Source organism: Colwellia psychrerythraea 34H, from assembly GCF_000012325.1.
Lineage (GTDB): Bacteria > Pseudomonadota > Gammaproteobacteria > Enterobacterales > Alteromonadaceae > Colwellia > Colwellia psychrerythraea_A.
Map to the genome: position 1 here is coordinate 580,516 of NC_003910.7, position 26,957 is coordinate 607,472.

Consider the following 26,957-nt stretch of genomic DNA (forward strand, 5'->3'; position numbering starts at 1 on the left):
TATGTTTAACTCAATATTAGTCGTATGTGCAGGTAATATTTGTAGAAGCCCTACCGGTGAATACCTCCTTAAAGATAAGCTGAAAGATAAGTCGGCTGATAACTCGGTAGAAAACCAAATCAAAGTTTCTTCAGCAGGATTAACCGCGTTAGTCGGTAAAGGTGCAGAGGCAACAGCAACAAAAATTGCCTTAAGCAATAATATTGATATGAGCCCACACAAAGGCCGTCAACTCAATTCAAAATTGATTGCTGAAAATGACTTGATTCTAGTGATGGAAGAGCGTCATTTAAGTGATTTGTTGGGACAATACCCAGAAGCACGAGGCAAAACCTTTTTACTCGGTAAATGGATTGATGATACCGAAATCCCAGATCCTTATCGCCAAAGCCACGAAGCGTTCGAACATGTCTATCAATTAATTGATAGAGCATGTAGCGCTTGGGAAAAATATCTGTAGCCCAGTGATGTTAAGTAAAGCAGGCTAGATAAACCAGTACCCCTTAAATAAAAAGTACACAAAATATGTCAATCGATGAAAATATAGTTAAACCTACCGTTCGTAATCAGCAGGGTAATAATACTTCAAATAACGCCCCTGCTAATGAAATTGATTTGATGGCGCTTTTTGGTGCGCTTATTGATCGTAAAATATTTATTGTGTCAATAACCACGCTATTTGCTGTGATTGGTATTGCTATAGCCATATTTTCTACACCGATTTATAAAGCCACAGCCATGATCCAGGTAGAAGAAAGTGGCGGTTCAGTGCCAGGTTTAGATGACATGGCGGGTATGTTTGAAAGTAGTTCTAAGTCAATAACAGAAATAGAGCTATTAAAATCTCGCTCAGTTATTGGTGAAGCGGTTGATACCTTAAAATTAGATATAGTTGCGGTACCTAAATTATTCCCTGTCATTGGTGGCCGAAGTTTTAGAAAATTTAACCCAATCAAAGAAGGTGATCTTGCTGCAGCAAGTTTTGGTGCAACAAGTTATGCGTGGGGCGGTGAACAAATTGAAGTATTCCGGTTTGACGTACCACAATATGGAATTGATAAAGAATACATAATACAAGCAAGTGATAATCAGAGCTTCAAATTGCTCTCTGAAGACGGCAAAGTTATTTTACATGGTAAAGTAGGTGAAGAGTTATCAAATGACCGTTTTTCAATAACATTAAAAACCCTAGTAGCAAGAGCTGGCACAGAATTTATTGTTACCCGTAAAGATCGCTTAAATACTATTGTTGATCTACAAACGGCTATTGGTGCCAGTGAAAAAGGTAAAGATTCTGGCATCGTGAACTTAAGCTTTCAACATGAAACACCAGAATATGCTGAAGGTGTTTTGAACAAAACTGCTGAAATTTATGTACTGAGAAATGTTGACAGAAACTCAGCCGAAGCTAAAAAGTCACTCGATTTTTTAGAGGTTCAGTTACCCGAAATTAAAAAACAGCTAGAAAGTTCAGAAGCATTATTTAATGACTATCAACGAGATCAACAATCAGTCAACATTACCTTAGAAACACAAGGCGTTCTAGAACAAATTGTTGAACTGGATACCAAGTTACAAGAATTAGACCTTAAACGTTTAGCTATGTCTCGCATGTTCAAACGTAACCATCCTAATTATCAAGGCATTGTTGAGCAAATAGAAGCGGTACAAAAACAACGTGATGGCTTAGCGGGTAAAATTTCAAACTTACCTGAAATGCAGCAAAAATTATTGCGTTTAACGCGTGATGTTGAAGTTGGTAATGAAATTTATATGATGCTGCTGGGTAAAGTGCAAGAGTTAGATATTGTACGTGCAGGCACTGTCGGTAATGTACGTATTATTGATGTGGCAGAAGTGAATACTATTAAACCAGTAAAACCGAAAAAAGCCTTGATAGTGGTAATGGCCACTCTGGTAGGTGGTATGTTAGCTATTGCTATTGTGCTAGTGCAAAAGGCATTACATAAAGGCGTTGAAGACCCTAGCGAGATAGAAGCTATTGGCATGCCTGTTTATGCCAGTGTACCATTCTCTATGCATCAAGATAAATTAACAGGCTTAACTAAGGCTTTAACCAAAGGCCGTAAACGTAAAGCAAATCAAAGCCATAATGATAAGAGTAATGTATTGGCTGTTGATAATCCTGCTGACTTATCAATAGAGGCACTTCGTAGCCTACGTACCAGTTTGCACTTTGCAATGATGGAAGCAAAAAATAATGTTATTGCCATATCAGGCCCTTCTCCAGGTGTAGGTAAATCATTTATCTCAGCTAATCTTGGTGCAGTATTGGCTCAAAGTGGTCAGAAGGTTCTAGTCATTGATGCTGATATGAGAAAAGGCTATTTACAAAAACAGTTTGGTATAGTGTGGGAAAACGGTTTGTCAGATTACTTATCAGGACAACAAACGCTGGAGCAAGTGACCAAAGCAACCAATGTTGAAGGGCTAAGTGTTATTACACGTGGTCAAGTACCACCAAATCCTTCCGAATTATTAATGCACAGTAATTTTAGTGACTTAATTACAGAAATAAAAGCTAAATACGATATTATTCTTATAGATACTCCACCTATACTAGCCGTGACAGACCCCGCTATTGTCGGTGGTCATGCTGGCACCATGTTATTGGTTACACGCTTTGGTCAAAATGCGATTAAAGAAATTGACTATGCCCGTCAGCGCTTTGAACAAAATGGCATTGATGTAAAAGGTGTGGTATTTAATGGCGTAGTGAAAAAAGCAAGTAATGCCTATGGTTATTATGGTTATTATAACTATGAATATAAATCGGATAAGTAAAAGTAACACCAATTTGCAGGCATAAAAAAATATTCCTGAGTATAAATCCGAGAATTAGGAAGTAACATAGGGCACCTCAACTGTATTGGTTAAGGATTTAAAAAGTATAAATCCCACCGTGATATCAATTAATTTATATGTATAATGAAGTAAAGAAAGCAATGACCTCTCCTTTAAAACACCTACAAACAGGTGTGTTTTGTCTATATTACAGTGGTTTAATATCAGCAGTTGGACTTGGTGAAAAACTGAATGAATATTGATATAAAAAGGCTAGTGGATAATTTTTGTTCATTGGCTGTTCTTAAGATATTTAACCTATTATTACCCTTGGTTACCTTGCCCTACTTATTGAAAACTCTAGAACTAAATAATTATGGCGTTATAGTTCTTGCGCTTTCATTAATTATGTATTTTCAGACTATAACTGAATACGGCTTTAATTTGTCTGCTACGAGAGAAATAGCAAAAAATAGGAGTAGTGCGGCTCGTTTAGAGTTTATCTATAGTAAGGTTGTCTGGTGTAAGTTGTTACTTTTAATTATTAGTCTGCTAGTTTTAGTCGTCGTTGTTTTTTTTACACCAAAGCTTTTTGAGTCTAAAACAACCTTTTTACTAACAGGTTTGATTCTTATAGGGCACTCTATGTTCCCTGAATGGTTTTTTAGAGGCATGGAACAAATGAGGTACATTACTCTTTTAGATTTATGTATTAAGTTACTTTTTACTATTGGGGTTTTTGTTTTTATTAACAATGAAGGTGATGGTTGGTTATATCCATTATTGCTTGGAAGTGCCTATATTACCGTTTCGATTTTGTCACATTTACTTATTTATTATAAATTTAATGTCTCTTTAAAACTTGTAAAATTTATGGTTATCTACAGAACATTGAAAAATACTTTTCCACTTTTTATCAATCAATTTTTCCCAAATTTATATAATAATACTACAACATTTCTCGTGGGTATGATGCTTGGCAATCATGCTGTTGGTTTGTTCGGGGCGATTAAACAAGTTGCTTCATTGTTGAATGTTTTTAACTCAGTAATTACAGCGGTTATATTTCCATACTTGAATAGGAATAAAGATAAATTTAACCTGTATTGTAAATATTATTTGCTTTTACTTTTTACAGTATCATTACTTTTTATTTTTGTTGGGCAGTATGTGTTTCTACTCCTAGAGATAAATGATGAAATTGTGAATAAGGTATTTTTAATACTTATAATTGGTATATTCAACATTGGTATCTATAGTGTTTTTGCCACAAACTACCTTATAATACATAAAAAAGATAAACTAGTTATGAAAATAACGGTAATTACTTCTCTAATTGGTTTTTCATTATCATACCCGTTCATTCACCTTTTTGGTTTGACGGGAGCTGCATTAACTGTATGTACTAGCCAGTTTTTGTTAGGGACGATTTCATTTGTTTTTTATAAGAAAAACAATGAAAGAAATATTTAGTATTGGAAGAAACTTAACTGCTCGGGATAAGTGCATGAATGGAAATTATAATAAAAACTATATAGGTAATGGATCTCACCTAGGAACTATATATCCCCTTTTCTCAAAAGAGTCACCTTCAGACTTTTTTTTTAATATGGAAGATATCATCAATTTTAGAACAAAAAACAATCTGAACATTGAATTGGACAAGGTAGCTTTAGTAGAGAAAGCTTGCCTACCATATCTTTTAGGAAATAGGACTCTCATAACTGATGTTGAGCGTGCACCATGGATGCACTCATATTCTAATCAGCGATGGATTAATGAATCATTACCTTATCATGGGAAAAGCAAACCGAATAAAGAAACCTTTGTCTGTGATTTGAAAACCTCATTGTCGAATGAAGCAATTGGCTACATAGGTAAAGCTAATACAGTAGGGATTCTGTTAAGTGGAGGCATGGATAGCAGAGTTGTTGCTGGAGTAGTGAGAGATTTACAGAAAAATAATAGAAGTATTAGTGTTGTAGGAATAACATGGGGAAATGCGAATAGCAGGGATGTAATATATTCACAAAGAATTTGTCAACAGTTTGGCTGGGAATTTGTACATTTTCCAATCACAGCTGAGACATTACATAAGAACATCCAGCTATCTGCAAAAATGGGGGCGGAAGTGTCCGCGCTTCACTTTCATGCCATGAGTGATGTAGCAGACTTGAAAGGTGTTGATGTTATTCTTGCGGGTAGTTATGGTGATAGCGTCGGCAGAGCAGAGTTTTCCGGTAAACATGTTACAAAGTTAAGTAGCGTACTACCAAGTAGAATAAATAATTTAGGTCTGATTAAAGACGAGTTATTCCAAAGTGCCCTAGAAAGTATTAGAAATGATGCTCAACTGCCTGCATTTCATAACGCTGGTGATAATAACTTAAGAAAGTATGAAATAGAACAAGAGTGCCATTATATGCGGCGAATGTTACAGTCATGCATGCATGTGGTTGCTGAAAAGATCCCTTTTTATCAGATGTTTACTGCTCCCTCTGTCTTTGGCTTGATGTGGGGCTTGGAACCAAATATCAGGAATAATGATTGGTATGTAGAATTATTGAATATATTACCGGGACAGTTATTGCAAATCCCATGGGCTAGAACTGGGATATTGTATCACTTACCGGAAGGTACCGCTGATGAGTTTGATAAGAGCTACCATCAATATGGCTTATGGTTAAAAACAGAACTTAAAGATGAAATGCTGAATGCTATGAATAGTAAGTCTATAAGGGAACTAGGTATATTTAACGAGTATAGCCTAGATGCATTAGTCTCAAGCTGGGGAATAGCGAAAGGTGCAAGTAATAATAGGTTAGATGAAGTTGTTTCGTGGATTGCGTCACTAAATACTTTTATTAATAACAACCAATCTCTAAACCTAGCAGAAGAAATTCCTTATAAATATTCTGATTATTACAATACAGCGAAGGGCAGCTGCTATGGTATGTTATATTCTTTAGCTAGAAACTATTTAAGGAAATAGTTATATCCTTTTTATTCAAATACCCTATTTCTATCAATAATAACGTTGATGTAGACTCGTTATAATGAAGTGTAAGTAAAGTCTTTCTGTTGCTTTATATCAGAATATTAATTTTAATATTCTTTGAGAGTTTGACTCTCGTTCTCTTTACTAATAATGGCAGCAGGTTCATACGAGTAACAAGTAATACTTTGTACTCGTTAATCTGACCTGGTTAATATTTTACTTACTCTAAAGTGTGGCTGACTCAGTGTTTATTATATTATGGTATGGGGGCCTGCTTCCCTCTCTTGTGAGACACTAGAGGTTGAACCTTTAGTGTATATTTTTCAACTAGCTAATTTTATATTACTAGATATAGGTGATAAACGTTGAATATCGTTAAATTGAATAGTGTTATTTTTTTTCTTATTGGTTTGGGGGTTACCCTTCGTTCATTTTACATATACTCAATATCATTAGCGCCATTACCACTAATTTCTATTTTTCTAGTGTTCTTTTTATGCTATTTAAATAGGCAGAGGCTGAGGACAGCTAAGCTTGATAGTAATATTGTGCTTTTTATTGCATTTTTTATAATGTATATATGCTTCTCTATATCACTAAATTTTTATTATAGAAATGCCAATATTAATGTAAATTCAATTTTTGGTGTTTTTCTCAATTTATCTTTCTTTTTTAGTATATACCTACTGAAAGATGTTTTCGTTGAATGTAAAAAAGGATTAAATTACCTTATTATTTTTCATTTGTGTTTTTTCTTTTTTCAGTTTTTTATGTTTCATGTTTTTGGTGACAAAATAGATTACTTATTGTCAATTACAGGGGAGGCACAAAGGTTTAATGGCTTTGCGAATGTAGAGGGATCAGGAACTTCAATGTTTAGGCCTGTAGGGTTGTTTACTGAACCAGGTAATTATTCAATCCATATATTAACTTTATTGTGGTTGGCTTACCTAGCTGATGAAATTAACCCCATAGTTGAGAAGTGTGCTTTAGCTTCGGTTGTACTATCTTTTTCATTAACGGGTATGGCAGGGGTCTTGGTTTATATCGTTCTTAAACTTAATAAGAAGATTGAACTTAAGTATATGATCATTTCAATTTTATCCCTTATAGCATTCGCATATATATTCAATGAGCTGATAATTAATTATCTGAGTGAGAGAGTTGGTAATATTTCAAATGATAATTCGACAAATGTAAGAGTTATGGCGTTTGAAGCAATAACCTCATTTTCAATTACTATGCAGCTATTTGGAGTTGGATTGGGCCATGATTACGTTCAAATCCACTTACCTACGATACCTTATGTTTTGGTTACATTTGGTATTGTTGGCTCAATAATTATTTTCTTACTTTTTATAACTCTAGCTCATTCTAATAATGTAACCATAAAGACTTATTTGTTTTTCTTATTCATTTCGTTCCAGTTTTATACTCTTATGCATCCATTATTTTGGTATTTCTGGGTTGGTGTTTTTATTTTCTCTTCACATGCTAAAAGGAAAGCTTGTTGTTGATTAAAGATTTTGTTAATAAGTGATTGTAGGTTTTAAGGCTATATTTATAGCTATCTAAGGTTGTTTAGGTATAAATTTAAAACTACTCTGTATCAATAATTAACTTTTATTTAATGTATAGAGGTGTTGTATCTTATATCTCTATATTTATGTATCTACTGTTGTTAATATTCAGCTGTAGTATTAATCGGACTTTAAAAGAAACAAGAAATGGATTTAGAAAAGATGTCAACAATTATATTTATTAATAATTTAGGGCTTGGTGGAGCTGAACGAGTGGTTTCCCGATTATTTCAAAATAGAGATATAAATGATATAGCAACTCTGTGGGTATTCAATGATAACTTCTTTTACGATTGCACAGCAAAAAAGAAAGTTATTTTAAGTAAAAAATATAAATTACTTACTTATATTAATGCATTGATTAAATTGTTGAAGCTCGATGATACTAAGTTAGTTCAAGCTCACCTTAATCTACCTATATTACTATCAACGTGTGCTAAATTATTTGGGGCAAAATTTAATTTAAAAACAGTTCACTGTTTTGCGTACAGTAGTTTTTATAATAGGAGGGGTTTTTTGGGAAAAAGCCATAAGTTTATATTTTCTAAACTTTTAAAAAAAGCTGACTTCCACACATTTAAATCAAGGGAAATGGTCGATGATTTTGTAGAAACCTTCGGGTGGAGGCCTGAACGTTATTCTGTAATTTATAACCCTTATGATATTGAAAATATTACTAGATTATCTAATGAAGTCGTCAATCAATGTGATTTAAAAAATAACAAACTAAATGTAGCAATTGTAGGCAGGTTAAATATCTCTAAGCGTTCTTTTGATGTAATTGAATTAGCTTTAGGTACATCCGATATTGCACATTACCACTTTTTCGGTGATGGACCTTTAAAAGAAGACCTGTTAAAGGAAGTTAAAAATAGAAAAATCAATAATGTTACAGTGCATGGCATGATAAAAAACCCATTTAAGTACGTGAGAAAAATGGGGGTGTATCTTTCTCTATCTGAGTCTGAAGGCTTCCCAAATGCTCTGATTGAGTCGATGATATGTAATGCAATTCCTATACACAGTGACTGTAAAACTGGTCCTAAAGAAATTTTATGTGATAATTATAAAGATTATTCTAGCATAAAGTCTGAATTTTCGGTCCAAAAAAGAGGGGTGTTATTTCCTGTTGGCGATATGCTTGGCGCATCTAAGGCAATACTTTATGTATTTGAAAATTATGTAGAATTAAGAGAGGGGTTTAATAGTGAAAGTCGCGAATTTATTGACTCTTTAGCTTTTGACAAAATATCTCAAGAATATTACTTAACTTTAAATAAGCATTCTTAATAAAAAAATCACATGTTGTTTGCTATTTCGAATGTGTTCATTGCCTGTATGTCCAGGCTAAACTAGTTTGGAATATGGTATTAATGAGCCTCAAAATTAATGATTATATCGTTTTGGGAGGCAAATGCTTGTGAAAATGACTTTATAATAGGTTTTAAGTTGGGCTACTTAATTCACTGTCACTAACTAAATAGCAGAATGGAATTTGCAATAGAAAAGATTATTCTCTCGTTTGATAATAAAATATGAATGTTATACCTAACGGTTTAACTTGATTTTTTATATCCTATATATATTTAATTGTAATTACACACTTTTTTGGAAATGGAGATGTTTTGAGTATGGAGTTCTACGGACCTATTACAGGTGAAAAGTTCGCTTTTTTGTTATTTAGAGATAATGGTGAGGTAATAGAGTTTAATCACTGGAGTCAAGTTAAAGAGTATAAAAGTGAACTGAAAATATCTAAAAGTTCAATTCAGATTTTTTTAAGAAATGGTTGTGTTTATCCCCCATATACAATTTATTCAAATGTATTAATGCTACCAATTGGCACTAAATTAACTATTGATATTAAGAATGATATTTTTAAATGGGAAAATAATTTTTGTTTTTTGGACCGACACTCTAAACAAGATAGTAAACCTTCAACCTCTAAATTAAAAACATTAATTGCCAATTCATTTGCTCACTTGAAAAAAGAAGTTAAACCCATCTATATGATGCAAAGTGCTGGCAAAGATTCAACTGCGATGCTGTTAGGATTACATGAGCAAGGTATTCAAAATGTTCATTGTGTAACTTATGAAGCTAATTTTAGAGATACAGAGAGTGATGCAGCTAAAAAAATTGCAGAATCTTTAGGTTTTGAACATACGATTTTGTTTCCAAATTATGAAGCTGAATTCGATGCATTATTAGAGTATCAAGAGAATGCTGTGAGTATTACTGGAGATTTCTCTATGCTACCTTATATAGCTGCAAATAAATCTGTTTTTAAATCAGACTCTCTAGTTATAGATGGTTTAGGTAACGATCTCTATATGGGTTATGTTAGTAATAAACTCGAGCGAAGTATTATGAAATGCTCATTAGGTAATTTTAGCTACCTTGAACCTTCAAAATTTACTTCAAATGAAGTTATAAACTATGCAATATCTAGTATATTTATGAAGCCATATGAACGTTTATTTCCTGGGACTAGGTTGAGTTCTAGTGAAATAGAGAATTTCACTGATAATAAATTTATTGATGATGATGCTATATACTTCTCAAAGCAGTATAACAATTTAGATAAAGATGACTTTAGAGCCGCAATAAGAGCTCGTTTTTGTGATAGTACAATGTTCCAGATGAAAGCAGAGCTAACCACTAACAGCTTTGGGAATGAAGTTTACTTCCCTTTTTCAAACAAAGAGTTAGTGGATTATTATTTTAATTTACCAATAGAAGAGCGCTATGATAAAGCTAACAGCTGCAATAAAACATTATTACGTAGCATGCTTAATGAATATGTTGAAGTAGATGATTTCTTTAAGGTGAAATCAGGCTTTAGATACAATATGCCTGAATTTATTACTATCAACAAAGAAAAAATAAAAAAAGAAATTATTGAATGCGACCTCTTAGAACAAGATTATTCAAACCGTTTTTTTGCTAAACACTTAGATGTACAGAAGGTGAATTATACTTCAGCTTGCAAAGCTTATATTTTATTGGTATTTGCCTCTTGGAGAAATAGAAATAAGCTTGCTGTTGTAGATGGGCATGTAGCTGATAAATTTGACTGGTATTAAATTGAAAAAATTATTATTTATTGTAAATGTTGATTGGTTTTTTATCTCTCATCGCTTACCTATAGCAATAGATGCCCTTAAAAAAGGTTATACAGTTACAATTGCATGTCATTTTACCTCTCATAAACAAGAGCTTATTGACATGGGGTTCAACGTACTTGAGATTCCTTTTAGTCGCAGCGGCGCTGGTATTCTCAGTGAGTTAAATACGCTTAAGTGTATTAGAAAGGTAATTAATGATGTTAATCCTTCACTTATACACGCAGTAACCATAAAGCCTGTTTTATATACTGGTTTGGTTTTGAAAAGTATCAATCGTAATATTCCATTTGTAGCTGCTATTTCTGGTTTAGGCTATGTTTTTACTGCAAGTACATTAAGAGCAAAATTAACTCGTTTTATTGCATCAGCCTTTTATAAGGTCGCGTTATCGCAAAAGTATAAAATGGTGATATTTCAAAATACATCGGATGAAAATATTTTAACAAAGGTAGCAAAACTTGAGTCTAGCGATAAATTTTTGATAAAAGGCTCGGGTGCTGATTTATCAGTTTATAATTTTTCACCTGAAAACCTTGATAACCGCACATCCATTGTAATGGCGTGCCGCCTTTTAAGGGAAAAAGGTGTATATGTATATGTTGATGCTGCAAAGCTTGTAAAAGAGCACTTTCCTGAAGCTGAATTCTTACTGGTGGGCACGCCAGACTTAGAGAACCCTAATACTGTTAAACAAGTTGAAATTGACCAGTGGGTTAGTGATGGGACGATAAAGTACTTGGGTCATCGAAATGATATACCTAGCATCTTTGCTAATTCCAATATAGTTTGCTTACCATCATTTTATGGTGAAGGTGTGCCTAAGGTGCTTATTGAAGCTGCAGCTTGTGGTCGAGCTATTGTTACTACCGATAACCCCGGGTGTAAGGACGCAATAATAAATGAGGTAACAGGCATTGCTGTTCCCGTTCGTGATGCACAATCGCTTGCTTTAGCGATAATTAAGCTGCTAGATGATCCTGCTCTACGTATTTCTATGGGTAAGAAAGGCAGGAGCTTTGCAGAGCAGGAGTTTGATGTGCGCGCTGTAGTTACTAAACACTTAGATATTTATAATGAGCTTTTACAAAAATGAAAATAGCCATAACTGGAGCAACAGGGTTTTTAGGCAAGCCTTTAACTAAAGAATTAAGTGAAAGATTTTGTGATGATTCTATTGCACCCATTTTACGTAATTTATCTCAAGAATTTAATAACGTTAATTGCATAGTCGTTGGTGATATTGGCCCTATGACAGACTGGTCTAACAAACTCGAAGATATTGGTTGTGTTATTCATTGCGCTGCACGTGTACACGTAATGAATGAAAAGAACGAAGATCCTTTAGATGCTTTTAGAGAGGTTAATGTACGTGGTACTTTAGTATTTGCTAAAGCCGCTGCGAAATCAGGTGTCAAACGTTTTATTTTTGTGAGCTCAATTAAAGTTAATGGTGAAAGTACAACTAGCAAAAAACCCTATAAAAATTCTGATGAGCCCTCTCCGAAAGACCCTTATGGTATTTCTAAGTCTGAAGCTGAAGCCGGTTTAAAATTAATTGCTGATGAAACAGGAATGGAAGTTGTGATAATTAGACCTCCACTGGTTTATGGTCCTGGAGTTAAAGCAAATTTCGCCGCAATGTTAAAATTTGCATCCACTGGAATTCCCTTACCATTTGGCTGCATAAGTCATAATAAACGCTCAATGGTCTATGTAGAAAACTTAATTAGTTTAATTGTAGAGTGCATTGATAATCCAAATGCCGCGAATAATACCTTTTTAGTGTCTGATGATAATGATTTATCCACTAAAGAATTCGTTAATGGTTTAAGTGCTGGATTAGGTAAGTCTGGTTTGATGTTACCCGTTCCTAATGCTCTTTTTTCTATTGCTGGAAAAGTGCTAGGTAAATCAGCTGTTATTGATAGATTATGTGGCTCTTTACAAGTTGATATAAACCACACGAAAGATACACTAAGTTGGCAACCGCCATATTCAGTCGTAGAAGGTTTTGCTGCTACAGCTAGATATTTTAAAGACCAGCGTTCGAACTAATCCTATGTTTACTCAAACCTATATTACACTTTAAAACTAAGTTATTATTAGAGATACTTCATGACCCTTTTACTTATTCGTATTTTAGATTTTATATTCTCCTTCTTTGGGTTGCTATTCGCTTGCCCATTTTTAATTATTTTAACCATAATTGGTTATTTTGATACTGGTTCTCCTATTTTTATTCAAGAAAGAGTAGGGCGAAATAAGAAACCTTTTAATTTGATCAAATTTAGAACTATGACTGTTGGTACTGCCTCTGTAGCAAGTCACTTAGCTTCAAGCGCTTCTATCACTAACTTTGGTAGCTTTCTTCGTAAAACTAAGCTTGATGAGTTACCACAGCTTTGGAATGTATTAAAAGGTGAGATGAGTTTGGTGGGTCCTCGACCTAACTTGTTTAACCAAACAGAGTTAGTTCTTGAGCGTGAATCACGCGGCGTTTATAATGTACGCCCTGGTGTTACGGGACTTTCTCAAGTCAATGAAATAGATATGTCTACGCCGATATTATTGGCTAAGACTGATGAACAAATGATTTTAACTTTGACTATAAGTTATTATTTTAAATATATACTCCAAACTGTTACCGGTTCAGGTAGTGGTGATAGAGTTACTAAAGATTAAGTAGAGACGGATTTTATGAAAATTGCTATTGCAGGTACAGGTTACGTAGGTTTATCAAATGCTATGTTGTTAGCGCAACACAATGAGGTTATTGCCGTTGACATTATTGCTGAAAAAATAGAATTACTCAATTCAGGTAAATCTCCCATTGAAGATACTGAGATTTCCGACTTTTTAGCAAATCGTGAGCTTAACTTTACCGCTACCTTAGATAAAGAAGCGGCTTATGCGGGTGCTGATTATGTTATTATTGCAACACCTACTGATTACGACCCAGAAACTAATTACTTTAATACCGCTTCAGTTGAGTCGGTTATTAAAGATGTTATGGCTATCAACCCCTCTGCTTGTATGGTGATTAAATCAACCGTACCTGTTGGTTATACTGCACGGATACGAGAAGAGTTAGGTTGTGAAGGGCTTATTTTTTCCCCTGAATTTTTACGTGAAGGCAAAGCACTGCATGATAACCTTTATCCTTCACGTGTTATTGTTGGTGAGGATTCTGACCGAGCACGTAAGTTTGCAGGGCTGTTAACTGAAGGTGCTTGGAAAGAAAATATTGATGTTTTGTTTATCCGTTCTACGGAAGCCGAAGCGGTTAAACTATTCTCTAATACCTATTTAGCGATGCGAGTCTCTTACTTTAATGAACTTGATACTTATGCTGAGGTTCATGATTTAGATTCTCGCCATATTATTGAGGGTGTAAGCTTAGATCCCCGTATAGGAAATCATTACAACAACCCTTCATTTGGCTATGGTGGCTATTGCTTGCCAAAAGATACCAAGCAATTACGCGCGAATTATAAAGATGTGCCTAATAATATTATTAGCGCGATTGTCGATGCTAATAGCACACGTAAAGATTTTGTTGCCGACTCAATTATTGCAAGAAGTCCTAAAGTTGTCGGTATTTATCGATTAATTATGAAAGCGGGATCCGATAATTTTAGAGCATCATCTATTCAAGGTATTATGAAACGAATTAAAGCTAAGGGTATCGATGTTGTAATATATGAACCGGTAATGGAAGAAGATGAATTTTATCATTCAAAAGTGATTAAAAGTTTGTCGGAATTTAAAGCTATGTCTAATGTGATTGTTTCTAACCGAATGGTTGATGAGTTAATTGATGTAGTTGATAAAGTTTATACACGTGATTTATTCGGTAGTGATTAGCTCAAAGCGCGAATAAATTCCCGCCTACGGGGGATATGTAGGCGGAATTTTAATCGTGATGGGGTTGATGATATGTAGGCGGGATTTTAATCGCGCGGGAAAAGGGTACATAGAAGCAGACTTTTTCTAGATGGAAGTCTGTTTTGGTCGATATTAGGAAAGGTAAATAAAATGAAATATTTAGTAACTGGCGCTGCTGGTTTTATTGGTAGTGCTGTTGTTGAACGCTTGTGTGCAGCAGGACATGACGTCGTTGGTATCGATAATATTAATGACTATTATGATATTGCATTAAAGCAAGCACGTTTAGCACGAATAGAACATGCATCGTTTAGCTTTATCAAGATGGATATTGCTGATCGCAATGTTATGGCCGAGTTATTCACAGCTCAGCAGTTTGATAAAGTAGTGCATTTGGCAGCTCAAGCCGGTGTGCGTTATTCAATTGAAAATCCAATGGCTTATGCTGACAGTAACTTGATTGGTCACTTAAATGTATTAGAAGGTTGCCGAAATAATCAGGTAAAACATTTGATTTATGCCTCTTCGAGCTCTGTTTATGGCTTAAATAATAAGGTACCCTTTTCAACTAAAGACACTGTTGATCATCCTGTGTCATTGTACGCCGCAACTAAAAAGTCTAATGAATTAATGGCACACAGCTATTCCCATTTATATAATATTCCTACTACAGGTTTACGATTTTTTACTGTTTATGGTTCATGGGGGCGTCCTGATATGGCCCCTTATATTTTCACTAAAAAAATATTGAATGGCGATACTATCGACATAAACAATAATGGTGATATGTGGCGTGATTTTACTCATGTTGACGATATTGTTGAGGGTGTTATCCGCATTGCTGATGTGATTCCTGAACGTGATGCAGAGTGGAAAGTTGAAAGTGGCAGCCCTGCTACTAGCTCAGCACCCTATTCAGTCTATAATATTGGCCATGGCTCACCAATCAGCTTAATGGACTTTGTTAAAGCCATTGAAGATGAGTTAGGTATTGAAGCGAAAAAGAACTTTCGTGAAATGCAACCTGGTGATGTATATCAAACCTATGCAGATACCCAAGATTTATTTAAGGCGACAAATTATGTGCCTAAGATATCTGTTAAAGAAGGTGTCGCCGAGCTTGTGGTTTGGTTTAAAGACTTCTATAAAATATAAACTTAAACTTAAACTTAAACTTAAACTTAAACACAAAATATAAATAACAAAGGACGTTTTAAAAATGAAAGCAGTAATCCCCGTAGCAGGTCTAGGTACACGTATGTTACCCGCTACAAAAGCAATACCAAAAGAAATGCTCCCAATTGTAGACAAGCCTATGATTCAATACATTGTTAATGAATGTGTTGCGGCTGGTATTAGAGAAATTGTTTTAGTTACTCACTCTTCGAAAAATGCGATTGAAAATCATTTTGATAAATCTTTTGAGCTCGAAACAACTTTAGAGAGTCGAGTAAAGCGCCAATTATTAGATGAAATACAAGCTATTTGCCCTAAAGGCGTTACTATCTTGCATGTACGTCAAGGAGAGGCTAAAGGCTTAGGTCATGCAGTTTTAAAAGCACGCCCGATAATTGGAGATTCTCCATTTGTTGTAGTATTACCTGATGTTATTTTGGATGAAGCTTCAGCCGATTTAAAAACTGAAAACTTATCAGCAATGTTAACTCGTTATCATGAGGTTGGACATAGCCAAATTATGGTTGAGCCTGTGCCTATGGATATGGTTAGTAACTATGGTGTGGCTGATTGTAATGGTGATGAACTTACGGCTGGCGAATCTAAAGCTATGACTGCCGTTGTTGAGAAACCACCTGTTGATGAAGCTCCATCAAACTTAGCCGTTGTTGGTCGTTATGTTTTATCAGAGAAAATTTGGGATATGCTTGAATTTACTCCCCCTGGAGCAGGCGATGAAATTCAGCTTACAGATGCCATTGCTAGTTTAATGAAAATTGAAACTGTTGAGGCTTTTCATATGACAGGCAAGTCACATGATTGTGGCTCTAAGTTAGGTTATATGAAGGCTAATGTTGAATATGGCTTACGTCATGCAGAATTAGGTGATGATTTTAAAGCTTATTTACAGGAAACAGTTAAGAACTCATAACTATTTCCTAGGTGTATTAATCATGAGTACAATTTGTGCAGGTGGATCTTCGATTAGAAACTTCGAAGATGACGGTTGGTGAATTTGCAGCTGAAGGCTGTTTAGTTCGAGGTGACTGCTCTAGCAATTGTCATTCCTGAGTTGTCTTATCAAATAGAAATAGCCAAGTAACGAATCATTGAAGTATTAATGTGAAATCCCTTCTGACTCTGTAATAAAATTTGTATATACTGCGCATCTTCATAATGAAATATAAAGTTACCTATGAAAAGGAACCCTAAGTGTCTTTAATTCAGTCTGTTTTGAGTTTGCCGCGTGCTTATAAACGTGCCATCTCGTTGTTGATAGATTCTATCTTTTTATTTTGTGCTTTTTGGTTAGCATTATTTATGCGCCTTGATAGCTTCTCCCCACTATTCGACCAAGGTTACTGGCTAGTGTTTTCCTGCTCTTTACCGCTAAGTTTATTAGTTTTTGTAAAGCTGGGCCTTTATCGTGCTGTATTACGTTATATGAATATGCAAGCGGTTTGGGCTATAGCATTGGGCAGTATTTTTTCTGCCATGTTCGTTATTGGGTTTTCTTTTTTGTATACCGCAGGCATTCCTCGAACTGTTCCTTTTATTTTCATTAGCTTATGTTTGATATTGATTGGCGGCTCAAGAGTTTCAGTAAGAGCGGTAATTAGTCATCAACGCTGGCATAAAAAAGCCTCTGTATTGATATATGGCGCAGGTTCTTCAGGCCGTCAATTAGCGACGGCTTTATCACAAGGTCCTGAATATCATGCGGTGGCTTTTATTGATGATTATAAAGCGCTTCAAGGACAGATTATTCAAGGCATTCCTGTTTATTCTCCAGAAGAAATTTCCCACGTAGTTGAAAGAAAAACCGTTCAAAAAATATTATTAGCTATACCAAGCGCCTCAAGAGCAAGGAGGAAACAAGTGTTGGCTAAAATTGATTGTTTAGGTATTCAGGTATTAACCATTCCAGGTATGGCTGATATTGTTGAAGGCAAGGCTAAACTTGAAGAGTTTAAAGATGTTGGTGTTGAAGATTTATTAGGGCGTGATTCTGTAGAGCCAAAACCAGAATTGATGAATGCCGATATAGCCGATAAAGTAGTTATGGTTACTGGGGCCGGTGGCTCTATTGGCTCTGAATTATGCCGTCAGATAATTCGATTAAAACCTACTAAGCTTGTGTTGTTTGAGTTATCAGAATTCGGCTTGTATACCATTGATAAAGAACTTAATGAATATAAGCAGCAACATGATTTAGCTGTTGAAGTATTGCCACTTTTGGGGTCAGTACAAAGGGTTAATCGCATTGAAACAGTAATGAAAAGTTTTGCCGTACAAACGGTTTACCATGCAGCAGCATACAAGCATGTGCCATTGGTTGAGCATAATGTTGTTGAAGGAGTTAGAAACAATGTTTTTGGTACTTATTACGCAGCGCGTGCTGCGATAAATGCCAATGTTGAGACCTTTGTTTTAATCTCCACCGATAAAGCTGTTAGACCTACTAATATCATGGGTACCACTAAGCGTATGGCTGAGTTAGTACTACAGGCGTTAGCTAAAACACAACATTCTACGCGCTTTTGTATGGTGCGTTTTGGGAATGTATTGGGTTCCTCTGGTTCAGTAGTACCGCTGTTTAGAAAACAAATTAAAAATGGTGGTCCGGTAACGCTAACTCACCCTGACATCACTCGTTATTTCATGACTATTCCTGAAGCTTCGCAACTAGTTATTCAGGCTGGCGCTATGGGTAAAGGTGGCGATGTCTTTGTGCTTGATATGGGGGATGCGGTAAAAATATATGACTTAGCCAGTAACATTATTCACTTAAGTGGTTTCTCCGTTAAAAGCGCTGAATTACCTGATGGAGATATAGAGATTAAATGTACGGGTTTGAGACCAGGCGAGAAACTCTATGAGGAACTTCTTATAGGTGATAACGTTTCAGGGACTTCACATGAGCGTATTATGACTGCACAAGAAGTGATGCTTGATTGGGATGAGTTAGAGGCATTGATATCGAGGCTTGACGATGCTTGTCATGCGTTTGATCATGAATTAATTCGTGAAATCTTACTCAAGGCGCCAACAGGTTTTAATCCTACGGATGGAATTTGTGATTTAGTCTGGCAGCAGAAAAGTACTTTACAGCAATATACGGCTGATATTATTGAACTGAAGGTTGCCACTTAGCTTGAATCTAGGATAAAGTTAATGGATTCCCGCCAAGAAAACGCGGGAATGACGTTGGTTGAGTAGTGCCAAACTGGTTGGCCTGAGTGATAACCGGAATGACGTGAATTAGTTGTGTAATTTATGCGTATCCATCGTCATTCCCGTGGTGTATCAATCGGGAATTCAATCCCTAAAATTGTTTGTCAATTCTTACATTACCGTTGGCAAGATAAACCATTCTTACCGCATCTTGGTGATGAAAGACCATTTGTGAATCATAATCTTGAATCACCATATATTGCTGGCATTGTTGTTCAGCGCAGTCAACTTCTATCATTAACTCGACAAGATGAATAACGACTGTTTTATCTTGGCTACGATTATTGGCCATTTTACCACCAATAACAGCACCCAATACAGTCGCTATATCTCGGCCGCTACCACCACCAAATTGATTACCAATGGCGCCACCTATGAGTGCGCCACCAAAGGTTTTCCAACCGCTATTTTTATCTTGAATCAATTCTTCTTGGCTAACGTTTCTGGCAGAAATTACTGTGCCAAAGAGTACCTGTTCAACAGGTACTGCTTTGTTTCTATCATAGTCTGCATTAGCTAAATTACTAAAGAAGAATGTGAATAGGGTTAAACTTGTTAATAATAACGATTTCATACTTTTCCTTATTTAAATTCTTTCTAACTAATGATTTCATCAGTGTTCCTAACGAGTATCAGCTATCAGCTACCAGCTAACAAATTCTTTACCTTTGGTTTTACGGATTTCAGTTTCATCAGCCCATTCAACTAAGCCACTTTCTAAATCCATTAAACGAAGGGTAAATTTGTAATAAACATCTGACTGATCTTTATTAGACTTAACTATGCTAGCTAAGTTGCCATACAGCATATATTGCGCACCAACTTGCTTACCAAATTGCATCGCTTTGTTTGGATCAACCATACCGCTGCTTTGTTGGTAATCAAGCTGTTTACGTGCAGCTGCTACTCGGCCCATATCAACAAATCTAAATTTACCAGAACGAAGTAATTTGGTTGAAATAGAGTCAGTAATTGATTCGGTATCAATGTGTTCACTGGTTTTATTTTTAATACTTTCAACAAACATAATAGGGCGAGTGTTTGCTGTTAGTGTACCTACGACAGGAGATACTAGTAATGAGTCAGTCATATCACCAGCTACTTTTTGTAGGTCAGTAGAGCCAAAACTAATGTCGGTTGTTTCAACTTCTGTTGCGTCTCCATAACGTACAACGGATTTGTTGGTACAACCGGCAACAAGAGTAAGTGTTAATGCAACACTGGTAATCATAATAAGTTTTTTCATTTGGTTTTCCCTTTGCTTGGTAATGTTAATTTGTAGTACTAAATCTTTTATATCGTCATTCCCGCAGTATCGGAGCGGGAACCCATTGAGTTTAAAGCTGGATACCCGATTAAAACACCTCGGGTATGACGTAATATTCTTTGTTGAGTTTGTTACTTATTTATTCGCTAAAATTTAAAGAATTTTTCCGGTACATCTCGTACATAGAGGCTAAACGATGCAACTTGATTCGTTGGTGCTAACCCAGGTACTGTCTCGGTTTGCATACCATGTAAATCAAGTGGTTTCCAAGGGGCTTTACCGGCTTCAATCACAAAACCATCTTTATCAAACCAAGTAAATTGATATTGCAGTTTGAGTGTTTTTTCATAGGTACTAGTGAGTGATAAATTAATTTCAAGCAGCTCATTATTTGTTCGAGATCTGATGTCACTTATATGAAGCTTCTTGCCTAACTCTGGGTTATGCACCTGTAAATGCTTACTGAATTTTTGCCCTGGGGCTATTTGATCACTGCCCATACCAGAGGTAACAGGCGGAACATTTTTACAACCACTGATCAGTAACGTCGCCGTCAACGCTGCGATTAACAGTGCGGAACGTCTTGTTGTAGTCGATGTCATCATTTTAACTTTTTTCATTGTTTAGTACTCCATGTTTAACAGGGCGCTATGCTTAACTAATATTTTAGGTGATACTTCACTGTGTACTTTAATTTAAAGATTGATACTTTGATAATTAGTATAACTTCCGATTGAGGTTAATTTTACTAAGGTTTGTCTGTCTTCGTTAATTTCAACCGTGATGGTGCGACTGCTGCCGTTAATGTTCAATTCTACTTCTTGTTGGCCAGGCGCCAAGTCTAATCGAAGTATATGAATACTATCGGGTAGTGTACTCCAACTGCGAGTATCTGCTTTTTCAGACGCTATATTGTAAAGTCCGGCTAAAATGTTACCGACATCACCACCTTTGCGGCTCATTTGTTGTCTCAGTTCTTCTTTAGCAACAAGACGCACAACTTGTCTGGTGACAATCGCTGGCATCTCATCTTGTAATTGCTTAGCGGCAAGAGATTGTAAGCGGACAATCTCTTGAGACTGATAGGTATTGCCTTGATAATTTAATGAGAGTCCAGAGTATTGGCGTAAGCGATTTTGGTAACTAGGTAAAGCTAAACTGTAAAAGCGCATATCGTTATGGCTAGTGAAAATGGGTAGGTGGATGGATACTTCCTGTTTACTCGGGATGATACCTTGTTCAACAAGCACAACAAGTTGGCCACTTTTAGTTAAACTTTTTCGGTTATCAACGGTTTGGTGATTACCTCGGGTAATATCGCTAGAAAAACGGTTACCGAATAATTGAATGTCATTAGTCATGCCAAGCTTAGTAGCCAAGCGCCAGACATCTTTTTGCACGGTTACGTTGTGAGGGTAAATTTCTAATGCTTTTTTATAGTCTATATAAGCATCATTGGCTTGTCCTGCGGCTTCGTAAAGTACGCCAGATAAGTAAAAGGTGTAGGCATTTTGAAAACCATTTTTTACCTTGCCAATGGCGGTACTCATTGATGGATATTTACTTGCTAAGCTTTCAGAACTCACGCCTTTTTTTGACATTTCTTCTTGGCTATCAAAAAGTGCTTGTTGATTGGCTTGTAAGGCTTTTTGCTGAACTAAATTCGCGCGTCGTATTTCAACTAAAGCACCAGAGAGATCATTTTGGTTTAAGTAATTAAGTGCTTGGTAACAATGCAGCATACTTTGTTCATAGTAGTGAATGTCGTATCGAGTTGCGTTGTCGTTACTAACAACGGCTTGAATGTTTTCTATACCACGGCTTAGTTGAATTTTAGCTGCTTGTTCCGCTTGCTGAACCTGTCGATATACTAGGGCAAAGTCTTGCTGACTTTGTGTGTGATTATTGGCGAGAAACTCTAAACGGGCTTTTTCTAATAAACTTAAACCATAACTGCCATTGCTTTCACTGCGCTCTGGTAACAATGATACTGCTTGTTCGAAGTTACCTTGCTGTTGAGCATTTTTTGCCCCTTGCATCTGTTTATTATAGTTACTAAATAAATCACTAAATGAAGTGCCTGCACAAGCACTTAGTGCGAGTGAAAGTAGTAGGATTATCGAGATTTTGGAAGGAATATTCAGCATATTAGTAGCTTATCTTGTTAACAGTATATAGCAAGAAGATAGCTGTATAAAAAGTGTAAGTTTATGCAACATTATGAAACACATGAAGAGTGATCTAGAATAAATGGGTATAAATTAAAACACTGTACCCTTAGGTTAAATATGCATTAAATAAGGATGAATGATGATAGATAAAAGAGTATGGCTCTTTATGACGATGAGTCTGTTTATAGGTACAAGCCAAGTACAAGCTAAAGATGTCATTGTTGAAATATATAAAAAGCAGTTTATTCCCAGCGAAGTAACCATTGAAGCTGGCGATAGAGTGATTTGGAAAAACATTGAAAAACGTCAATACCACAATGTTTGGTTTAAAGGCTCTGGTGAAGAAGAGCCAGATTACTTTTTTCCTGATGAAAGCTATCAGCGACAATTTGATCAGTTAGGTACATTTGCCTATGAATGTGGCCCTCATCCTAAGATGAAAGGTAAGGTTATCGTTAAAAAATCTCAGCAATAACCTTAAAAATGTTGTTGATATAAAGTGGACTATTTAACAGCTATAACCTTAATTTAACTGAGGTTATAGCTGTTTTTTGTTGAGAAATAAGGTGATAAAAAAGCAAATTTTTTGATATAGCGCAAAATTACTCCTAATTATGTAACTATTTATTACAACCCCTCGAAAACTTGATTTCCATCAAGTTGCTTACTAAGCTTCCTCGCTATCATCTACTTGCTTTATAAAACTTACGCATGAACTATTTCATTAAGGAAACACCATGTCAGAGAGCTTTACTAAAGGCATGGCAAGGAATATTTATTACGGTGGAAGTATATTCTTCTTCTTAATATTCTTAGCTTTGACTTTTCACACAGTAAAAGAGATGCCCAAACGGGATAATCGAGAAAATATTACCGAAGCGGTTGAACGCGGTAAACACTTATGGGAAAAAAACAACTGTATTGGTTGTCATACACTTATTGGTGAAGGCGCATATTTTGCTCCAGAACTAATGAACGTATATGACCGTCGCGGCGGTGGTAATGAAGTAGCTTTTAAAGCTTTCTTAAATGGTTGGATGAATGCTCAGCCATTAAACATTCCAGGTCGTCGTCAAATGCCTAACTTCCACTTAAATGACCAAGAAATTGATGATTTAGCTGAGTTCCTTATATGGACATCAAAGCTAGACGCCAATAACTGGCCACCAAACATTGAGGGGTAGGGCGTGAATACTTTAAAATATCAATCACAAGCTGTAGCAAAACCTTATTTTATTTTTGCTATGATCTTGTTTGTAGGCCAAATATTATTCGGTCTGATCATGGGTTTGCAATATGTAGTTGGCGACTTTTTAGGTGGAATAATTCCATTTAACGTAGCTCGTATGGTGCATACCAACCTATTGATTGTTTGGTTACTCTTTGGTTTTATGGGGGCTGCTTATTATTTGGTGCCCGAAGAAGCCGAAACTGAGCTGTACAGTCCTAAATTAGCAATTATATTGTTTTGGGTATTTGCTGCAGCTGGCGTATTAACTATTTTAGGCTACTTACTAGTACCTTACTCAACGTTAGCTGATATTACCTTTAATGAATTATGGCCAACTATGGGTCGTGAATTCCTAGAACAACCAACGATTACTAAATTTGGTATTGTTATTGTTTGTTTAGGTTTCTTATTCAACTTAGGTATGACTATCTTAAAAGGTCGTAAAACTGCCATTAACATGGTGATGATGACTGGTTTAATAGGTTTAGCAGTATTCTTCTTATTCGCTTTCTATAACCCAACTAACTTAGCATTAGATAAATACTTCTGGTGGTTTGTAGTTCATTTATGGGTAGAAGGTGTTTGGGAATTAATCATGGGCGCAATCTTGGCTTATGTATTAATCAAAGTGACTGGTGTTGACCGTGAAGTAATTGAAAAATGGTTATACGTAATCATTGCGATGGCACTTATCTCAGGTATCTTAGGTACTGGTCATCACTTCTACTGGTTAATGACACCTGAATATTGGCAGTGGGTTGGTTCTATCTTCTCAGCTCTTGAACCACTACCTTTCTTCGCTATGGTACTGTATGCATTTAATATGGTTAACCGTCGTCGTCGTGAACATCCTAACAAAGCTGCTACATTATGGGCATTAGGTACAGCGGTAATGGCATTCTTAGGTGCTGGTGTATGGGGTTTCTTACATACATTATCATTTGTAAACTACTACACGCATGGTTCGCAAATTACTGCAGCTCACGGTCACATGGCTTTCTACGGCGCATATGCAATGATTGTTATGACAATTATCTCTTACGCTATGCCTAAGTTACGTGGTATTGGTGAAGCTAACTGTAACAAAGCGCAAGTAGTTGAAATGTGGGGCTTCTGGTTAATGACAGTGGCTATGGTATTTATCACCTTGTTCTTAACAGGTGCTGGTATCTTACAAGTATGGTTACAACGTTTACCTGAGTCTGGTGAAGCTTTAAGCTTTATGGCAACTCAAGATAAACTTGCTATCTTCTACTGGTTACGTGAAATTTCTGGTGTTATCTTCCTTCTAGGTTTGATTTCTTACATCACTAGTTTCTTCATTACAGAAAAAAAAGCTCAAGCATAATGTAAATATGTCTTGTTGACTGACAAAAAGCCGTGACACTGTCGCGGCTTTTTTTTTGCATTTATATTATACCAATCCCATTAAATTATTGCCCACTTGTGCTGGTTAAAATACTCCAAGGCGGCGTTGCTCTCAATCCCAATAGCCAGCTATTGCTCAATCGAGCGCCTTGCCCTGATTTATTTTTCCTATGCACAACAAGATCACAAACTTAATGGAATTGGTATTATTCATCCTATTTTATCTTCACTTTACCGAAAATCGTTTTATCCTATCTTTAGTAGCTGTTACTTTGCGTCACCCTATAATTAACTAATGTTAATTTCAGCCAACTTAATCTGATGAGGATTTCATTATCTCTGCTTCAACCGCTCAAATATTCCAACATAGGCAGAAAGGCTTAAGCTTTCTCGTCCCTTTTATGGTGATGCTAAGTTTATCATCCAGCCCTGTTTTAGCTGCTCAAGAGTCTGAGCAACGGCAAAATAAACATGAACGCAAACTGGCTATCGATGAGAAAAACATCACAAAGCACAGCACTAAGGTCAATGGACAGAAGTTTAAATATACTGCGACTACAGGAACGCAGCCTGTTTGGGACGAAGAAGGTAATCCAATCGCGAGTTTGTTTTATACCTACTACCAACGAAGTGATGTAAAAGATAGCGCTAAACGTCCATTGGTAATTTCCTTTAATGGCGGGCCAGGCTCTGCTTCAGTCTGGATGCATGTGGCTTATACTGGCCCCAGAGTGCTCAATGTGGACGATGAAGGTTATCCATTACAGCCTTATGGCGTAAAGACTAATCCCTATTCAATTTTAGATGTTGCGGATATTGTTTTTGTTAACCCGGTAAATACGGGCTACTCACGTGTGTTGGCTGGTAAAGACGGAGAAATGCCAAGTAAAGAGCAGCAGAAAAAAATGTTCTTTGGCGTTAATGCTGATATTAACTATTTAGCCGAGTGGCTTAATACCTTTGTAACGCGAAATAATCGCTGGCGCTCACCTAAATATTTAATTGGTGAAAGCTATGGCACTACACGTGTTGCCGGTTTGGCCAAAGAGCTACAAGAACGTCAATGGATGTATGTTAATGGCGTGATTTTAGTTTCACCAACCGATATTGGTATCAAACGAGATGGACCGGTAAAAGCGGCAAATAGACTGCCTTACTTTACTGCTGCCGCTTGGTACCACAAAGCCTTAACTCCTGCGCTTCAACAAAAGCCTTTAGCAGAACTACTTGCAGAAGTTGAAACCTTTACACTTAGTGAATATTTACCAGCTTTGGCTAAAGGCGGCTTTATTACCGCACAAGAAAAGCAAGTTATTGCTGAGCAAGTTGCAAATTATGCCGGTTTATCAGTAACAGCCGTTATTAATAATAATTTAGATATCGATAATTCATTTTTCTGGAAAGAATTATTACGAGATAGAAAGCAAACTATTGGCCGTTTAGATTCTCGCTACTTGGGAATTGATAAAAAAGTTGCTGGCTCTAGTCCTGATTATAATGCTGAATTAAGCTCATGGTTACACAGCTTTACCCCAGCAATTAATTATTATTTACGTGAAGAATTAAATTATAAAACAGATATTAAATACAATATGTTTGGCAACGTCCGTCCGTGGGACCGTACTGGCAATAAAACCGGTGAGGGACTTCGCTCTGCCATGGCACAAAACCCGTATTTACAAGTGATGATTCAATCAGGGTATTTTGATGGTGCAACAAATTATTTCGATGCTAAATATACCATGTGGCAATTAGATCCAAGTGGTTTGATGAAAGATAGGTTGTCATTTAAAGGGTATGAGAGTGGTCATATGATGTATTTACGTCATGAAGACCTACGAGATGCTAATCAAGACATTCGTGAGTTTATTAAGAAAAGTTTGCCGGCGAAAGGACAAGCAGCCAAATACTAAAACATGATTACGTCAAAGTAGACTGATAACTAAAAAGCTTACTTGTAAATAGTAAGCTTTTTTTATGTCTAATAATGCTTGATAGAGAACTGATATGGGTAATTAAGTGATAGTCCCGTTGAATTATAAGAATTTATTGTTAAAGTGATTCATTGTGCTATGTTTTTAACGTTAGCGTTTATTTTAGTAGGTTACACCTAT

Annotated in this window: 22 protein-coding genes; 18 read left to right on the plus strand and 4 right to left on the minus strand. The window is 36.0% G+C overall.

The features are described 5' to 3' along the window. The first annotated feature begins 1 nt into the window (after position 1). The 14 genes from CPS_RS02570 (at position 2) to CPS_RS02635 (ending at position 18,725) form a co-directional block, all read left to right on the plus strand. A complete protein-coding gene (locus tag CPS_RS02570) occupies positions 2-460 on the plus strand; it encodes a low molecular weight protein-tyrosine-phosphatase (RefSeq protein ID WP_041737257.1) in 459 nt (152 codons plus the stop codon). Positions 461-525: 65 nt separating this feature from the next. Continuing rightward, positions 526-2,805 carry a polysaccharide biosynthesis tyrosine autokinase gene (locus tag CPS_RS02575; protein ID WP_011041430.1) on the plus strand — a complete coding sequence of 760 codons (2,280 nt, stop codon included), beginning with the start codon at positions 526-528 and terminating at the stop codon, positions 2,803-2,805. Positions 2,806-3,057: 252 nt separating this feature from the next. Beyond that, positions 3,058-4,278, plus strand: coding sequence for an oligosaccharide flippase family protein (locus CPS_RS02580; protein ID WP_011041432.1), 1,221 nt, complete (start codon positions 3,058-3,060; stop codon positions 4,276-4,278). Further along, positions 4,262-5,797, plus strand: a complete 1,536-nt coding sequence (locus tag CPS_RS02585) for an asparagine synthase-related protein (RefSeq protein WP_011041433.1) — start codon at positions 4,262-4,264, stop codon at positions 5,795-5,797. Before CPS_RS02580 ends, CPS_RS02585 begins: the two co-directional genes overlap by 17 nt. Positions 5,798-6,168: 371 nt before the next feature. Then, positions 6,169-7,320, plus strand: a complete 1,152-nt coding sequence (locus tag CPS_RS02590) for a hypothetical protein (protein WP_011041435.1) — start codon at positions 6,169-6,171, stop codon at positions 7,318-7,320. Positions 7,321-7,530: 210 nt separating this feature from the next. Continuing rightward, positions 7,531-8,673, plus strand: coding sequence for a glycosyltransferase (locus CPS_RS02595; RefSeq protein WP_011041436.1), 1,143 nt, complete (start codon positions 7,531-7,533; stop codon positions 8,671-8,673). Positions 8,674-9,014: 341 nt separating this feature from the next. Further along, complete coding sequence (locus CPS_RS02600) at positions 9,015-10,469, plus strand: asparagine synthase-related protein (RefSeq protein WP_011041437.1); 1,455 nt, start codon at positions 9,015-9,017, stop codon at positions 10,467-10,469. A gap of 1 nt (position 10,470) precedes the next feature. Then, a complete protein-coding gene (locus tag CPS_RS02605) occupies positions 10,471-11,604 on the plus strand; it encodes a glycosyltransferase family 4 protein (RefSeq protein WP_011041438.1) in 1,134 nt (377 codons plus the stop codon). After that, a complete protein-coding gene (locus CPS_RS02610) occupies positions 11,601-12,566 on the plus strand; it encodes a UDP-glucose 4-epimerase family protein (protein ID WP_011041439.1) in 966 nt (321 codons plus the stop codon). Before CPS_RS02605 ends, CPS_RS02610 begins: the two co-directional genes overlap by 4 nt. 60 nt (positions 12,567-12,626) lie before the next feature. Further along, positions 12,627-13,193, plus strand: a complete 567-nt coding sequence (locus CPS_RS02615; RefSeq protein ID WP_011041440.1) for a sugar transferase — start codon at positions 12,627-12,629, stop codon at positions 13,191-13,193. Positions 13,194-13,208: 15 nt separating this feature from the next. Then, entirely contained in the window at positions 13,209-14,375 is a 1,167-nt protein-coding gene (locus tag CPS_RS02620) for a nucleotide sugar dehydrogenase (RefSeq protein ID WP_011041441.1), read from the plus strand. Between the two features lie 171 nt (positions 14,376-14,546). Next, the gene (locus tag CPS_RS02625; protein ID WP_011041442.1) at positions 14,547-15,551 is read left to right on the plus strand and encodes an NAD-dependent epimerase; all 1,005 of its coding nucleotides are present in this window, start codon (positions 14,547-14,549) and stop codon (positions 15,549-15,551) included. Positions 15,552-15,615: 64 nt separating this feature from the next. Then, positions 15,616-16,503, plus strand: a complete 888-nt coding sequence (galU, locus tag CPS_RS02630; protein WP_011041443.1) for a UTP--glucose-1-phosphate uridylyltransferase GalU — start codon at positions 15,616-15,618, stop codon at positions 16,501-16,503. 281 nt (positions 16,504-16,784) lie between these two features. Continuing rightward, positions 16,785-18,725: a polysaccharide biosynthesis protein gene (locus CPS_RS02635; protein WP_011041444.1), complete on the plus strand. Its 1,941-nt coding sequence runs from the start codon at positions 16,785-16,787 to the stop codon at positions 18,723-18,725. A gap of 172 nt (positions 18,726-18,897) precedes the next feature. Here the strand turns inward: CPS_RS02635 and CPS_RS02640 are convergent, their stop codons facing one another. The 4 genes from CPS_RS02640 to CPS_RS02655 all read right to left on the minus strand — a co-directional run bounded on the left by CPS_RS02640 (position 18,898) and on the right by CPS_RS02655 (position 22,220). Beyond that, a complete protein-coding gene (locus tag CPS_RS02640) occupies positions 18,898-19,380 on the minus strand; it encodes a glycine zipper 2TM domain-containing protein (RefSeq protein ID WP_011041445.1) in 483 nt (160 codons plus the stop codon). A gap of 69 nt (positions 19,381-19,449) precedes the next feature. Next, positions 19,450-20,052, minus strand: coding sequence for a penicillin-binding protein activator LpoB (lpoB, locus tag CPS_RS02645; protein WP_011041446.1), 603 nt, complete (start codon positions 20,050-20,052; stop codon positions 19,450-19,452). A 167-nt stretch (positions 20,053-20,219) separates the two neighbouring features. After that, entirely contained in the window at positions 20,220-20,693 is a 474-nt protein-coding gene (locus CPS_RS02650) for a YcfL family protein (protein ID WP_011041447.1), read from the minus strand. Between the two features lie 75 nt (positions 20,694-20,768). Then, positions 20,769-22,220, minus strand: a complete 1,452-nt coding sequence (locus CPS_RS02655; protein WP_011041448.1) for a COG3014 family protein — start codon at positions 22,218-22,220, stop codon at positions 20,769-20,771. 163 nt (positions 22,221-22,383) lie between these two features. Between CPS_RS02655 and CPS_RS02660 the strand changes: the two genes are divergently transcribed. From CPS_RS02660 to CPS_RS02675, 4 genes are all read left to right on the plus strand, one after another. Beyond that, positions 22,384-22,719 (plus strand): cupredoxin domain-containing protein, encoded by a 336-nt coding sequence (locus tag CPS_RS02660; protein WP_011041449.1) that lies wholly within the window; start codon positions 22,384-22,386, stop codon positions 22,717-22,719. 262 nt (positions 22,720-22,981) lie between these two features. Further along, positions 22,982-23,428 (plus strand): c-type cytochrome, encoded by a 447-nt coding sequence (locus CPS_RS02665; RefSeq protein WP_011041450.1) that lies wholly within the window; start codon positions 22,982-22,984, stop codon positions 23,426-23,428. Positions 23,429-23,431: 3 nt separating this feature from the next. After that, positions 23,432-24,823 carry a cbb3-type cytochrome c oxidase subunit I gene (locus tag CPS_RS02670; RefSeq protein ID WP_011041451.1) on the plus strand — a complete coding sequence of 464 codons (1,392 nt, stop codon included), beginning with the start codon at positions 23,432-23,434 and terminating at the stop codon, positions 24,821-24,823. A gap of 421 nt (positions 24,824-25,244) precedes the next feature. Then, positions 25,245-26,756, plus strand: coding sequence for a S10 family peptidase (locus CPS_RS02675; RefSeq protein WP_011041453.1), 1,512 nt, complete (start codon positions 25,245-25,247; stop codon positions 26,754-26,756). Positions 26,757-26,957: the final 201 nt, after the last annotated feature.

Bases quoted from the DNA above. Each gene is read 5' to 3' on its own strand.
- CPS_RS02570 (WP_041737257.1), top strand. From the start codon at position 2: ATGTTTAACTCAATATTAGTCGTATGTGCAGGTAATATTTGTAGAAGC.
- CPS_RS02575 (WP_011041430.1), top strand. From the start codon at position 526: ATGTCAATCGATGAAAATATAGTTAAACCTACCGTTCGTAATCAGCAG.
- CPS_RS02580 (WP_011041432.1), top strand. From the start codon at position 3,058: ATGAATATTGATATAAAAAGGCTAGTGGATAATTTTTGTTCATTGGCT.
- CPS_RS02585 (WP_011041433.1), top strand. From the start codon at position 4,262: ATGAAAGAAATATTTAGTATTGGAAGAAACTTAACTGCTCGGGATAAG.
- CPS_RS02595 (WP_011041436.1), top strand. From the start codon at position 7,531: ATGGATTTAGAAAAGATGTCAACAATTATATTTATTAATAATTTAGGG.
- CPS_RS02600 (WP_011041437.1), top strand. From the start codon at position 9,015: ATGGAGTTCTACGGACCTATTACAGGTGAAAAGTTCGCTTTTTTGTTA.
- CPS_RS02610 (WP_011041439.1), top strand. From the start codon at position 11,601: ATGAAAATAGCCATAACTGGAGCAACAGGGTTTTTAGGCAAGCCTTTA.
- CPS_RS02615 (WP_011041440.1), top strand. From the start codon at position 12,627: ATGACCCTTTTACTTATTCGTATTTTAGATTTTATATTCTCCTTCTTT.
- CPS_RS02620 (WP_011041441.1), top strand. From the start codon at position 13,209: ATGAAAATTGCTATTGCAGGTACAGGTTACGTAGGTTTATCAAATGCT.
- CPS_RS02625 (WP_011041442.1), top strand. From the start codon at position 14,547: ATGAAATATTTAGTAACTGGCGCTGCTGGTTTTATTGGTAGTGCTGTT.
- galU (WP_011041443.1), top strand. From the start codon at position 15,616: ATGAAAGCAGTAATCCCCGTAGCAGGTCTAGGTACACGTATGTTACCC.
- CPS_RS02640 (WP_011041445.1), bottom strand. From the start codon at position 19,380: ATGAAATCGTTATTATTAACAAGTTTAACCCTATTCACATTCTTCTTT.
- lpoB (WP_011041446.1), bottom strand. From the start codon at position 20,052: ATGAAAAAACTTATTATGATTACCAGTGTTGCATTAACACTTACTCTT.
- CPS_RS02650 (WP_011041447.1), bottom strand. From the start codon at position 20,693: ATGAAAAAAGTTAAAATGATGACATCGACTACAACAAGACGTTCCGCA.
- CPS_RS02655 (WP_011041448.1), bottom strand. From the start codon at position 22,220: ATGCTGAATATTCCTTCCAAAATCTCGATAATCCTACTACTTTCACTC.
- CPS_RS02660 (WP_011041449.1), top strand. From the start codon at position 22,384: ATGATAGATAAAAGAGTATGGCTCTTTATGACGATGAGTCTGTTTATA.
- CPS_RS02665 (WP_011041450.1), top strand. From the start codon at position 22,982: ATGTCAGAGAGCTTTACTAAAGGCATGGCAAGGAATATTTATTACGGT.
- CPS_RS02675 (WP_011041453.1), top strand. From the start codon at position 25,245: ATGGTGATGCTAAGTTTATCATCCAGCCCTGTTTTAGCTGCTCAAGAG.